This is a genomic window from Mobilisporobacter senegalensis (assembly GCF_003752155.1).
Taxonomy (GTDB): domain Bacteria; phylum Bacillota; class Clostridia; order Lachnospirales; family Lachnospiraceae; genus Mobilisporobacter; species Mobilisporobacter senegalensis.
The window spans coordinates 104,151-118,097 of record NZ_RJVG01000009.1 but is presented as its reverse complement, the minus strand read 5'-3'; the positions used below and the strand labels follow the sequence as shown (position 1 = coordinate 118,097).

The window sequence follows — 13,947 nt, the reverse complement described above, 5'->3', positions numbered from 1 at the left end:
ATAAAAAGGAGTGGATGCTGTTGTGATAGTAACGGTAGAAGATATGATGAGGATTGAACCATGTGATATAGCAAACGGGAATATTTTCTTACAACCGGAAGAGATTGAGAAGTTTGTCGCATGGTTATCGCTGAAGGAAAATGATATCAGATATAAGGCATTTCTCCTTCTGCAAGAACAATCAAAGATAGATAATAGTGTATATCCATTTTGGGATGTGTTTAGAAAGATGCTTAAAAATGAAAATTCTTATCAGAGAAGTCTTGGTGCAATGATGCTTGCAGAAAATGTTCAATGGGATGTTGAACTAAAAATGAGAGATACCATTTCAGAATACTTAGAACTTTTATTTGACCCCAAACCAGTTACAATTCGCCAATGTATTCAATCACTCAATGTAATTGTTCAGAAAGAAAAGATTTACAATGGGAAAATTACAGATGCTATATGCGGATTTGAAATAATGGAAATTCGTGAATCTATGCGAAAGCTAATTTTGCTTGATATTATTTATGTATTACTTGAAATTAAAAAAAGTGACAACACAAGCTTAATTAATAATTTTATATTTGAAGCATTATCTGGCGAAATATTAGATATAAAATCTAAAAAAGCAATAGAGCAACAACTTTGATTTAAAGAGTATGAATATTGCTCTATGTAGTAAAAGTATTTATAGTAAAATAAAAGGCTGGGATTGTATAAAAGATATATACATAATCATTGCAATGTTTATACTTGTATGGGGAGGATACTATGTAGGAAATTTCGGAGGATTTAGCCTTGAAAAAAATCTTGTGTTGTATTTATTGGGCTATTATGTTTTAAGTAACAGAGAAGTTTTAAATAAATTAGAGAAGTATTGGATTCTTTTAATGAGTCTATTTTTAGCTAGTTTATTTACACTCGTTATTTTATATTATAATTACTCTTATTATGAAGACTGTCTAGTTAATTTTGTGGCATGGATAGGTAGTTGTGCATTAATTGCAATTGCTATGAAGTATTTAAATAAGAGTTCAAAAATGTTAGATTATTTCAATAAGGCATCTTTCTCTATATATATTTTGCATCAATCAATTCTGGTAACAGTAGGATATTATGTTCTATTATATGTTGATGGTTTATTTTTACAGGTGGTTATCATAATGGTAGCAAGTTTTATAATGACTTTATGTCTTTATGAGATAATAAAAAGAATTCCTTGTGCTAGAGCTTTAATAGGAATCAAGTAATTATATGAGCAAACTCTCTGTAACTTAAAACAATTTAATTAACAATGATATTATTAATTACCTCGAAGTAAAGGTATATTCACTTTCACTCAATTTGCATTCAATGTAGATTGGGTGATTTTTTTGAATTTTTTATTTGTTTGAAGAAGTTTAAGGTGAAATGTTATGTCAATTGAAATTACTATTTTTTTAAAATGTGGCTGTACTTTTTACAGCCACTGGCTTTAATTTGTACAGCCAGAGAAGGACATTTTGCTTTAAAAACTTTACTATTTACAAAGGGAAGAGAGTGCAGCAGTTTCATAACTTGTTTGTGCCTTGTGCGAAACGAAAGGAATGGTAAAAATAATGAGGAAGATAAATGAAGAATTGATTAATAATGATATATTCTATTTACCATATGATAATGTAAATACTAATAAAACAGTAGATTATTTAGAAATTAACTTATCTCCTGATTTAAGAGAGAAATTATTTAATATTATAGATGATAAAATAAGTAAAGTTTTTACAGTATTTATATGATTTTTATTTAGGTATTCAGGATGTGGTAATTATGACTGTAAATGCGATGCGAAAGATATTAATAATTATTTCTCGGTTGATGTGGAGGAAAAGAGAAGTCATATTGAATTATTACAAGATATTAATAAGATATTTAGTGAACTAAATATCTATAACCTAAAGGAAGTAAGTTTTATAATTAAATATTGAGATAAAAAAATTCTTTAAAATTATTAGATCAAATATAGCTATTTCCAAGTCTACGGAACTAACAGAAATTATGGTGGAATTTGGAAATGTTAAATATAAGGAATTATAAAAAATTGTTAGTAAGATAAAAGATTTATTTATAGATGAATATTTTCCTAATAGTGGTAGAGTTAAAAGATTGAAAATTAAAATAGATTTGGGATTAAGTCAAATCAAAAACAATATAATCGTGGATTTTAAAGCATCTTCGATTAAACATTTCGACGTAGATATTGATTTAGATGATAATACTTCATTAAAAATAACTCAAGACTATATTATTATTGAATCTATTACAAAAAGTGAATTTTTAAAGGGGTTTGATCAAATGAAAAAATTATTGATTATTATTCTGCTGGGTAATGCATGAGCAAAGCATTATTGATAGTATTCTAAATCGGTTAGATATTACTGATAGTAACGTAAAGGCAATTTCACCTATTGTTGATGAGGCAAATCTAAGTCGACTTACCAACGATGTATCCAATGGCATTTGTACAATTGATGTAATTGAAAGAAGCATTGCAAGAATTGGTCTCTATCAGAGGGGAAGTTAAAGACAATAAAAATTGACACATCAAATAAACGAATAGAAAAATTGTAGAAGAAATTCAAACTTTATAAAAAAGCATATTTTGTAGATATATGGGATAGTTGTGAAGTATTCTAGTTGTAATATTTTTTAAATATGAAAGATTATGTGGAAAAATTATTGACAAAAAGTAAAAATATACAGATAATGGATATAAATATAGTAAAAACTGGAAATTACTTATAAAAGTTGTAATTTATAAGTATGAAAGGAAATGAAATGAAAAAACATATTATTATGAAAAACATAGCTAGAAATATGGTGGAGAAAAAGTTTCGAACATTTCTAATTATTTTCTCAATTATGATTTCATCCGCACTTTTTTTGTTGCCAATTCCATATCAGATACTTTTGAAACTATGTATCTCGAAAAAATCAAACAAAATTATGGGAGTTCAGAGTTAATTGCCCAGATGAATGAAACATCACAGAATCCATTCTATTCCAATGATAAATTGGATAAGTATTCTGATGAATTTGAATATAGTATAGGTGCTATACAATGTAATAGCTTTTATAATAGTAAAGATGGATATGAAAGTACACTAATATCTGGGATGGATTTAGATGAGTTCAAATCCATATATAAACTTGAATTAGAGTCAGAAAAGAACTTATCCCCATTTGAGGATAACAAGATTATTGTTAGTAACCGATTCTCAGAGAAACATAATATTAAAGTTGGAGATAATATTAATCTTGAATTAAATGGAAAAGAAAGAGAATTCAAAGTGGCGGGAGTAGCGTATCCAACGGGGCCTTTTCAAGATGTGGGTTCAATGAACTATATCCTTACACCAAAAGATAGCTTATCCAAACTATTTGGAGTAGATGGAAAGATTAATGTTACATATATCAAAATGAAAGATCAAGAAAAGAAAGCATCTATAATAGAAAAAGTGAATGATGAGTCTGATGATATTGTGTTACAAGAGATTTTTACACAAGAAGAATTAGAAAAACAGACCAGCGGTATGACGACACCATTCATGTTAATTGTAGTTATGCTATCATTCATTAGTATATTTATCATACATAGTTCTTTTAAAATTATTACAATTGATCGACTTCCAACGTTAGGAACTTTTCGAAGCGTAGGTGCTACCAGAAAACAAACTTGTGGAATGCTTATTTTTGAAAGTGTCTTTTATGGATTTATTGGAGGCATCCTAGGGTGCTTTAGTGGTGTTGTGATTCTCTATTTTATCACTGCTATGACGATGCCTGCATGGGCCACTGGAATGGAAGTAAAGATTTCAATAAATATCGTATATATGATTTTGTCATTTGCCATGGGCGTGTTGCTTTCTATTGTTAGTTCTTTAGCAGCGGCAATCAAAATCTATAGAATTCCAATCAAAAATATTGTATTTGGTATAGTTACAAATGAAAAAGACAATGGAAAATGGAAATTAATACTTGGGCTGCTTCTAGCAATCTCGGCAGCGTTATGTTTACTTATTCAAAAGCAAGATATGTTGTTATATTTAGGAACGATTAGCATGGTATTTATTATGATTTCAATTATATTGTTGGTACCAAGTATTGTGTTTTTATTTACAAAAGTATTTGGAAAATTGTATGGGTTTATATTTGGTAATGTTTCGAATATGGCAATAAAGAATGTAAGGGAAAATCGAAGTATTTTAAATAGTATTTCCTTATTAGCAATTGGAATTGCTGGAATCGTTACAGTCAATATTGTAAGTTATAGCGTAGTAGAAGAGTTAACCAATTTTTTCGCAAATAGTACTTTGTTTGAAGTTTTAGTTCGAGATGCAGCAGCTGATGCAGCATATGAGAAGCAATTAAAAGATCTAGATGGCGTTGAAGATGTGTACGGAGTGTACTATGCAAAAAATATAGGGATTCATGATTCTGATGTGAAGATTAAAGCAATCCAAGGGGTGGATAAAGATAAATTTAGAGATTTCTGGAATGTTGATATATTAGAAGATAAAAATGGTTCTATAAAGAAGTTAGATGATGAGAGGAACATTATTATTTCTATATATTTAAAGGATAAGCTTAATGTAGAAAAGGGCGATATAATCGAATTGAGTATGTCAGAGGGAATAAGAAAATATAAAGTTATTGATTTCCTCTATACACAAAATTATGCTGGTAGTTTTGCACTTATATCTGATAACAATTTAGTTCGTGATACGGGGAATAAATTCTATTCAGAATTGGATATAAAAACTAAGAAAAAGCCAAAAGATATTGCACAGACGATTAAAAGAAAATTTTCTGATAGAAAAAGTGAAGTTGTTATAATGGAAGATTATGAAAAAGAGATATTGGCTTCTAATCAGCAAATGTATTCGATGTTAAAAGCGTTTACTGGAATTACATTAGTTATTGGTATCCTAGGAATAATGAATAATTTAATTATTGGCTTTATGGAAAGAAAAAAATCATTTGCAGTACTTCGTTCAGTAGGAATGGAAAAGAGACAAATTATTAAAATGTTATTCATTGAAGCTTTTACGGGCGGATTAATTGGAGGAACGTTGGGGTCCATTGGTGGAATGATACTGATTTCCATAGTACCAACGATTATGAAAGCAATCGGTAATCCGATTGTCATTCACAATTCGATAGAAATAGTTGCAATTGCTGGCTTATCTGGAATGGTGATTACTTTGATTGCAACCATTAGTCCATCTCGAAAAGCATTTAATTTAAATATTATTGAGACGATAAAATGTGAATAAATTAGGGGGATAACATAGTGAGAACAGTTGTTGAGACAATTAACTTATGCAAAACGTTTGACATGGGAAGAAATAATAAAGTCCAAGTGTTAAAAGGAATTGATTTTAGTGTTTCGAACGGTGAATTTGTTTCTATAATGGGACCATCAGGTTCTGGAAAAAGTACGCTTCTATATTTACTAGGAGGGTTGGACAAAACAACTAGTGGGAAAATAAAAATAAATGGGAAAGAAATCTCCAGTATGAAGGATAAAGAAGAAAGTATTATGCGAAGGAGGGATATGGGTTTTATTTTTCAATTTTATAATTTGATTCCTAATTTGAACGTCGAAGAAAATATTATGTTACCACTTGTATTGGACGGAAAAAAGACTAAAAATTATCGCGACAATTTGGATGCAATTCTTGAAAGTACAGGGCTCATAGAACGAAGGCTTTATAGACCGAGTGAGTTATCAGGTGGACAACAGCAAAGAGTAGCAATTGCAAGAGCCTTAATCAATGATCCTGAGATTATTTTGGCGGATGAGCCCATTGGAAATCTTGATTCAAAAATGGGAAATGAGATTATGGAATTACTCAAAAAGATTAATATCGAAAATAAAAAAACAATTATTCAAGTTACACATTCCATTGAATCATCAAAATTTGGAGATAGAGTAGTTAATATGAAGGATGGCGAATTGTATGATTAATTCTTTGAATGAAATAAGTACGTTAGATAATGCTTTGCTTAGAGCAAGCAATCAAGAGAACAAAGGGGTTACATTTATAAAGTCTGATCAAGTAGAAAAGTTCGTAACATATAAAGAAATATGGAAGAGTGCGAGGAAATTATTGTCTGCCCTACGAATGAGAGGATTGGAAGAAGGTAATGAACTTATTTTTCAGATAGAGGATGCTGAAGTATTCGTTTACACTTTTTGGGCGTGCATTATAGGAAGGATTATTGCAGTCCCAATCACTGTGGAGAATAATAATGAACATAAGTTTAAGATGCTAAATATATGTAAGTATTTAGAACATCCCTTTCTTGCAACGGATGATCCAGATAAAATTCAGAGATTAAAAGAGTTTGATGTGGAGCTGAAATATGGCTACATGGGTTCTACCACCTTAAAAATACCGGTGTAATGGCTATTGTTTTGCCCCACGGAGTATTATTTAGAGGAAATGCAGAAGGAAAGATTCGCCAAAAACTTTTAGAAGATGGTGCAATCAATACCGTAATTGGAATGCCAGCAGGAATCTTTTACAATACAAGTATTCCTACCACTGTAATCATTCTTAAAAAGAAAGATCGTGAAAAACGTGATGTGTTATTTATTGATGCTTCAAAAGAATTTACCAAGGGCAAAGCACAAAATACAATGAATGACGAGCATTTAGACAAGATTCTTGAGGCGTATATGAAAAGAGAAACTATTGATAAATTTGCCCATTTGGCTGCTTTTGATGAAATAAAGGAAAATGACTTTAATCTTAATATTCCTCGCTATGTGGATACTTTTGAGGAAGAAGAACCAATAGATTTAGGTGAAGTTACGGCAGAGATTGCCCAAATAACAAAAGAAATAAAGAATTCGCAAGAATTATTATTAGAAATGCTTCAAAATTTAGTTGGAAATGATGAGGAATCAAAAGTAGAGTTGCAAAGTGCTATTAGTAATTTAATGGAAGAAGGCATGGAAAAGATAGCAGAGGATGGTGTGAAAAGTGAAAAATGATAGGATACCAAAGATAAGATTTAAGGAGTTTACTGACGCTTGGGAACAGCGGAAGCTTGGAGAGTGGGGATTGTTTTATTATGGACATAGCTGTCCTAAATGGTCTGTAACAGAAGAAGCAACAATACCATGCATCAGATACGGGGAGTTATATACTAAGTTTGGAACAAAAATCGATAAGGTATATTCTTATACAAATATGCCAACAGATAAGTTGAGATTTAGCAAAGGTACAGAAGTCTTAATACCTCGAGTTGGGGAAGATCCTATGGATTATAATCATTGTACATGGCTATCCGTGCCGGGTGTAGCTATTGGTGAAATGATCTCTGTTTATAACACAGAACAGAGTCCATTGTTCACTGCTACGATGTTTAATGCAACTTTACAAAAGGAATTTGCTATTAGAGTCGAAGGTGGAAGTGTTACAAATTTATATTATGAGAAACTAAAAAATATAAATGTATTATTCCCATCTTTAGCAGAACAAGAAAAAATTGCGGCATGCTTTGAACAACTCGACAACCTTATCACCCTTCATCAGCGAAAATTAGATAGGCTAAAGCAGATGAAGCAAGGATATTTGCAGCTAATGTTTCCGAGAAATGGGGAAAGTGTACCGAGATTGCGTTTTGCTAACTTTGAAGGTGAATGGGAACAGCGGAAGTTGGGAGAAATTTGTAAAGTAAACTCAGGAAGAGATTATAAACATCTAAATGAAGGGAATATTCCTGTTTATGGAACAGGTGGCTACATGCTATCTGTAGATGATAAATTATCAGATGTTGATGGTATTGGAATTGGTCGAAAAGGAACAATAGATAAACCCCAATATTTGAAAGCTCCATTTTGGACTGTCGATACTTTATTTTATATGACATCTATGCCTAATAACGACTTAAAGTTTTTATTTTCATTATCTCAAAATATTAAATGGAAAAAGATGGACGAATCAACTGGTGTTCCAAGTTTATCTAAAACTTCCATTGAAAAAATTACTTGCTCATGCCCATCTATGGAAGAACAACAAAAAATCGGAGCTTTCTTCGATCAAATAGATAAAACTATAATCTTTCAACAAGTACAGTTGGATAAGTTAAAATTACTCAAAAAGGCTTATTTGCAAAAAATGTTTACCTAAACCTCTTTTCAATTTAGAAAAAATTCTTAATAATAGATAATTGTGATTTATTCGCTAAATATTATTAGGAGGTTTTTTACATGGCAAGAAAGAAAAAAACATCACAATTATTTCATGAATATTTTGGAGAGTGGATTGAACTTTATAAGGTTGGTGCAATCCGGTCTGTTACCTTAAAAAAATATTATATGAGCAAGCAACGAATCATGGAGATAGCGCCTGACTTAAAAATCCATGATTTGACTCGGAAAACTTATCAAAAGTTACTGAACGACTATGCACTCACCCATGAAAAGCAGACAACGATGGATTTTCATCATCAGTTAAAAGGAGCAATTCTTGATGCAATTGAGGAAGGAATGATTGAACAAGATCCAACTCGAAAAGTGATTATTAAAGGTAAAATACCTAAAGAAAAGAAACCAAAATTTTTAAATCAATTCGAAGTGCAGGCTTTGCTCAAGCAATTAAATTTAACTGATGAGATTAATTGGGATTGGTTCATTTTTTTAATAGTAAAAACAGGTATGCGCTTTTCTGAGGCTTTGGCTCTTACACCTGATGATTTCGATTTTTCAACTCAAAAGATAACAATTGAAAAAACATGGAATTACAAATCTCCTGAAGGAGGATTTCAACCAACTAAAAATAAATCTTCAAAAAGGAAAATCCAGCTAGATTGGCAAACAGCGATGCATTTCTCTGCCCTTATTAAGCACATGTCAAACAAAAATCCAATTTTTGTAAAAGGACGGGTTTTTAATTCTACAGTAAACAATCGGTTGCAAACCCTTTGTAGTAAGGCAGATATTTCAAATATTACAATTCATGGTTTACGTCATACCCACGCTTCTTTACTCCTTTTTGCAGGTGTTTCCATCGCAAGCGTTGCTAGAAGATTAGGGCATTCAAGTATGTCCACAACACAGGAGACTTATTTACATATTATTCGTGAACTTGAAAATCAAGATAATGATAAGATTATGCGACACCTATCGGCGCTGATGTATTAGTTAGTACGAAAAAGGCACTTATTTTGTGCCTTTTTCGTATTATATGAACATTTTCTGTAAATAGGCCTTTTTGAGTGATTTCAGTTTATCTAACTTTGCTTGATAAAGAATAATAGTATTATCGAACTGTTTAAAAAAATTACCAATTTTAATTTGTTCTTCTTTTTCTGGAAAAAGAGTTGCAAATCTATATAGATTTTTAATTGTAATCCCAAAAACTTTCATACCTGTTCCCACTCTGCTTCCGAATCGTTTAAATTCTTCTGTATGAAGTAAATAATACAAAAATAAAGGACAAATTTCTTGAGGACGCATTGCTATTGTATGGAGACCAGCTACAACTCTATCTGTTGGTCGCTCTAGTAGAATACTTGGTTCTGCAATCCCAACATAATCTTCTGAAGCATCTGCTACAACTATATCACCTTGTTGAAGTAATTCATAAGAGCCACCTTGAATAATTGGAAGTTGTTTGTCAGACTCTATCAAATCTGCAATTTTCTTATGAATATCTCCATAATGAATATATCGATATCCAGTCGGTTCATCTGTTTCTACCTCACGGGACAGTGAATATGATTTCACGGTATCAACCAATTCCCCCAACTTACGCTGTTTCCATCCCCCCTCAAAGTTAGCAAAACGCAATCTCGGTACACTTTCCCCATTTCTCGGAAACATTAGCTGCAAATATCCTTGCTTCATCTGCTTTAGCCTATCTAATTTTCGCTGATGAAGGGTGATAAGATCATTTAGCTGCTTAAAATACTCACCTATTTTTCTTTGTTCATCTATATCTTGTGGCAATGATAATGTAGTTTCAAAGAAATCTACAGGAGCAATATTAAGCAACCCATGATTTCTGGCACCTTCTGCGGCAATTGCCTGAATCCCTTTATGCCATCTGTCAGTATCATAATATGTCACCAGAAAATCTGAGTTTGTGCTTTCTTCATTCATTATTTTGAAAACAATATAAAGCGTTGATAATACGCCATTTTTGTATCGATCCAATCTTTTTATCGCACCCCAAGGAGTATCACTTGAAGTACTCTTGTTATACGCAAATTCTCCCTTTCTAACGAGAAAATATCCGCTTACATCCTTACTCGCTATTCGCTTATCAAAAAATTCATTTTGATCTATTAGTCCATATTGAGCTGAAATTGTAAGCGGCAGTGTAGACTCAAGATCTTGATTCTTACGAGTTATTCCTTCCACGGTATCAGATAACTTACGCTGTTCCCAAGCGATAATAAATTTCTATGATGCTTATTTTACGGTTATTTCCATATCATTGAAGCAAACTTAAGACACTTCCTAAGTGATATAGCCATATATTCTGATTGAGGAAAAGGCATGACTATGATAAAATGCAGATAGAAGTTATTGATAGTCCAAAAGCTATTTTGCCATCAAAAATAGTTTTACTGCGAGTAAATCTGGTGCGGAAAATCAGATTGCACATGCAAAATATGGATATAGATTACCTAGCAGCTAGAGTTGAAAATCATGTACAGAGTTTGGATAAAAATAATAAGTGGGAGGCACTGCATTGGTACGAATGAGTTTTGAACAAGAGTTGGAAATGGAAAGGTTATTAATTAATCAGCTTACTACAAGGAATAGTGCATCAGGATATGCACAATGGGAATATAGAAAAGATTTGAATAACGAAAATAAATTATGGGATAATTTTCGTAAGATTATTACAGATAAAAACTTGAGTGTTTTAGATGGAAATCCGATTACGGATCAAGAATTTGAACAAATCAAAAACTTTGTTTCGGGATTTAATACACCTTATGATGCCGGAAAGTGGCTTGCAGGTGAAAATGGTATCTATAAAATTATCCTTACTAGAGAAGATGCCAGTCTTGGCAGGATTCCTATGATTGTAGGAAGACGTGATGCAGTTGCAGGTGGTGACACGGTATATCAAGTAGTGCATCAGGTGAAGCGAGATAAAACAATATTTGAAGACCAAGACCGTAGATTTGATGTAACTTTACTAATAAATGGATTGCCCATGATTCAAATTGAGTTGAAGAGTCGAAAGCATAGTTATATGGAAGCGTTTTACCAAATAGACAAATACATGAAAGAAGGTAAATATAGGGGGGTATTCTCTACGCTACAGATGTTTGTTATCAGTAATGGAAGTGAGTCCCGATATATAGCTTCAAGTCTCAAAATGAATTCTAAATTTTTAACAAAATGGGTGGACGAAAATAATAAGCCGGTAACGGAATATTTAGAGTTTGCTGAGGATGTATTATCCATTCCTGCTGCCCATAATATGGTGCTTCAATATTCTGTGCTGGATAGTGATAAAAAGAGTGTAATTTTGCTTCGCCCATATCAAATTCATGCTATAGAAGCTGTAAGAGAATCCAGTAAAAGGCAAGAATCAGGATATATATGGCATACAACAGGTTCGGGAAAGACGTTAACTTCTTATAAAGTTGCCAGAAACTTACTTCAAATCCCTTCAATTGAAAAAACTATATTTGTGGTGGACAGAACAGATTTAGATCAGCAGACAACAGAAGCATTTACATCATATGCAGAAAATGATGTTATTGACGTTGATGAAACAAATAATACAAATAATCTGATCGAGAGGCTTTATTCACAGGATCAAACTATGATAGTAACTACAAAGCAAAAAATTAGTGCCATGCTCAATAGGTTTGATACATGGAGAAAAGCAGATAGAAATATAAAGAAAATTGATCGTATAAGTAAGTTGAAAATAGCTTTTGTTGTTGATGAATGCCATCGTGCAGTATCACCACAGCAAAAGAGAAAAATTGAGACTTTCTTTAAATCTTCTATGTGGTACGGTTTTACAGGCACACCAATTTTTGCGGAAAACAAGAAAAAAACATTAGGAGATTTACCAGCTACTACTAAGGGGCAATATGGTGAGGAACTACATAGTTATACTGTGAAGGAAGCCATTGATGACAAGGCAGTTTTAGGCTTTCAAGTCGAATATAAGCACACATTAAGTGATGAAACGTTAGACGACATTGTGAAACAAGCTACTGGTAAGAATCCATGTGACTTGGAAGCTGATGAAAAAGAAAAATTAATTCCTTCAAGTGTGTATGAAAATCAAGAACACATGATAGAGGTAATAAAATCAATTGTAAATAAATCTCGTAAAAAGCTGGGATTTGACAATGGAGTGGGGCAAATCTATAATGCTATCATTACTACATCTTCCATCAAACAAGCACAAAAATACTATGAATTATTTAAAATGCTAAAGAATGGTGAGCTTGTTGATAAAGACGGAGGGATTGTTCAAATTGATGAAAAAACAAAAAGGGTTTTACCGGATTTCCCAAAAGTAGCAGTAACATATACTGTTTCAGAAAATGAAGAAGATAGTTCGCTAAATCAAGACAAAATGAAAGAATCAATCAAAGATTATAATGCTGAATTTGCCACTAAATGGTCTATGGAGAATATTAAAGCATACAATGCTGATATAAGTAAGAGAATGGCAAGAAAAGAGGAGCACTATCAACTTCGCTCAAATCAGTTAGATATTGTCATTGTCAGAGATCGTATGCTTACCGGGTTTGACGCACCATGCTTATCTACAGTATTTATCGATAGACCACCTCAGCAGCTATATGATATTATTCAGACATTCTCAAGAACTAATCGACTTTATGATAAGAGGAAGACTTATGGGCAGATTGTAACATTCAGAACGCCATTAATCTATAAAAAGGAAGTGGATGCTGCGTTATTGCTATATTCAAATGGTGGGGAAGATTTCGTTTTAGCACCAACCTTTGAAGAAGCCAAGGAAGAATTAAAAAAGAGTATTGATGAACTAAGAAACATTGCTGCAGAACCTAAAGATGTACAAACCTTAAAAACAAAAGAAGAAAAGAAGAGCTTTGCAAAAGCATTTCAAGAACTTGATAAATGGTTTGCTTCTATACAGGTTTATTCAGAATATAACAGTGAAATTTTGTCTGTAGAATTTCAGATTACTGAAAAAGAAATAGAAGAATATTACGGTTATTATATCAATATCCTTGAAGAATTAAAGCGAAATCGAGGTGATGGGGACGAAAGTGTTTTGGATGTTGAGTATGAATTGACATCAATTCGTATTGATGATGTGAATTATGAATACATTATATCTTTGATGCAATCCTTCATACCTATTGTCAGTGAAGCTATTTCGGTTAATAATGCATATAGTCTGCCATCAAGGGATGATACTATTATGTTAAAGTTTGCAGAAAGAGATGATTATGTTGCACAGTCGGTGAAAGAAAAAAGTCGGGAGGAAATTGATAAATACATTAATGATTTAAGTGGTCGCAATCCTCAATTAGGCAGTGTCATGATGCAGTTGTGGCTTGAGATTCAAATGAATGTAGCGAGGTTTGAGGATAAGAGCGTTCTAGATGTTTTAAATGATATGATAGAGCGAACTATTGATGATACTATTAGAAAAGTATCAGATGAATGGTTTGTGGGATATGAAGAGTTAAAGTTTTATCTAGAAAACTATAGGGAAAAACGCGATAAGCAAGTAGGAGAGACTCAGCTTACAAATTCTCAGAATTACGAGGCATATAAAAAGAGATCCTTAAATCCTTTACCAAATAAAATAAAGTACAACAAAAAACTTCGCGAAGAAATCTATCCACAGATTTTACGTGATGTGATTTTTCCGTTGAGGAATCGCCGGTAATAGATTGATGAAATTAATCACATATCATTTGCCTCTTTCA

Annotated in this window: 13 protein-coding genes; 12 read left to right on the top strand and 1 reads right to left on the bottom strand. The window is 32.1% G+C overall.

Translation table 11 applies throughout. From position 1 onward, the window contains the following. The first annotated feature begins 22 nt into the window (after positions 1 to 22). From EDD66_RS14115 to EDD66_RS14070, 11 genes are all read left to right on the top strand, one after another. The gene (locus EDD66_RS14115; RefSeq protein WP_123610240.1) at positions 23 to 634 is read left to right on the top strand and encodes a hypothetical protein; all 612 of its coding nucleotides are present in this window, start codon (positions 23 to 25) and stop codon (positions 632 to 634) included. A gap of 10 nt (positions 635 to 644) precedes the next feature. Then, the gene (locus EDD66_RS14110; protein WP_123610239.1) at positions 645 to 1,235 is read left to right on the top strand and encodes an acyltransferase family protein; all 591 of its coding nucleotides are present in this window, start codon (positions 645 to 647) and stop codon (positions 1,233 to 1,235) included. 348 nt (positions 1,236 to 1,583) lie between these two features. After that, a complete protein-coding gene (locus EDD66_RS18500; protein ID WP_170164368.1) occupies positions 1,584 to 1,760 on the top strand; it encodes a hypothetical protein in 177 nt (58 codons plus the stop codon). Between the two features lie 367 nt (positions 1,761 to 2,127). Further along, a complete protein-coding gene (locus tag EDD66_RS14105; protein ID WP_123610238.1) occupies positions 2,128 to 2,358 on the top strand; it encodes a hypothetical protein in 231 nt (76 codons plus the stop codon). Further along, the gene (locus EDD66_RS14100; protein WP_123610237.1) at positions 2,351 to 2,545 is read left to right on the top strand and encodes a hypothetical protein; all 195 of its coding nucleotides are present in this window, start codon (positions 2,351 to 2,353) and stop codon (positions 2,543 to 2,545) included. The genes EDD66_RS14105 and EDD66_RS14100 overlap by 8 nt, the downstream gene beginning before the upstream one ends. 448 nt (positions 2,546 to 2,993) lie before the next feature. Further along, positions 2,994 to 5,297, top strand: coding sequence for an ABC transporter permease (locus EDD66_RS14095; protein WP_170164367.1), 2,304 nt, complete (start codon positions 2,994 to 2,996; stop codon positions 5,295 to 5,297). Between the two features lie 17 nt (positions 5,298 to 5,314). Further along, positions 5,315 to 5,992, top strand: a complete 678-nt coding sequence (locus tag EDD66_RS14090) for an ABC transporter ATP-binding protein (RefSeq protein ID WP_243115370.1) — start codon at positions 5,315 to 5,317, stop codon at positions 5,990 to 5,992. Further along, positions 5,985 to 6,431: an acyl-CoA synthetase family protein gene (locus tag EDD66_RS14085; protein ID WP_123610235.1), complete on the top strand. Its 447-nt coding sequence runs from the start codon at positions 5,985 to 5,987 to the stop codon at positions 6,429 to 6,431. Before EDD66_RS14090 ends, EDD66_RS14085 begins: the two co-directional genes overlap by 8 nt. Continuing rightward, a complete protein-coding gene (locus tag EDD66_RS14080; protein ID WP_207667798.1) occupies positions 6,431 to 7,024 on the top strand; it encodes an N-6 DNA methylase in 594 nt (197 codons plus the stop codon). The genes EDD66_RS14085 and EDD66_RS14080 overlap by 1 nt, the downstream gene beginning before the upstream one ends. After that, entirely contained in the window at positions 7,014 to 8,165 is a 1,152-nt protein-coding gene (locus tag EDD66_RS14075) for a restriction endonuclease subunit S (RefSeq protein ID WP_123610234.1), read from the top strand. Before EDD66_RS14080 ends, EDD66_RS14075 begins: the two co-directional genes overlap by 11 nt. A gap of 80 nt (positions 8,166 to 8,245) precedes the next feature. After that, the gene (locus EDD66_RS14070) at positions 8,246 to 9,178 is read left to right on the top strand and encodes a site-specific integrase (protein ID WP_123610233.1); all 933 of its coding nucleotides are present in this window, start codon (positions 8,246 to 8,248) and stop codon (positions 9,176 to 9,178) included. Positions 9,179 to 9,217: 39 nt separating this feature from the next. Here the strand turns inward: EDD66_RS14070 and EDD66_RS18735 are convergent, their stop codons facing one another. Further along, on the bottom strand, positions 9,218 to 10,399 hold the full coding sequence (locus EDD66_RS18735) for a restriction endonuclease subunit S (protein WP_243115369.1): 1,182 nt from the start codon (positions 10,397 to 10,399) through the stop codon (positions 9,218 to 9,220). A gap of 343 nt (positions 10,400 to 10,742) precedes the next feature. Between EDD66_RS18735 and EDD66_RS14055 the strand changes: the two genes are divergently transcribed. Beyond that, a complete protein-coding gene (locus tag EDD66_RS14055) occupies positions 10,743 to 13,907 on the top strand; it encodes a type I restriction endonuclease subunit R, EcoR124 family (protein WP_243115376.1) in 3,165 nt (1,054 codons plus the stop codon). The last annotated feature ends 40 nt before the right edge of the window (positions 13,908 to 13,947 follow it).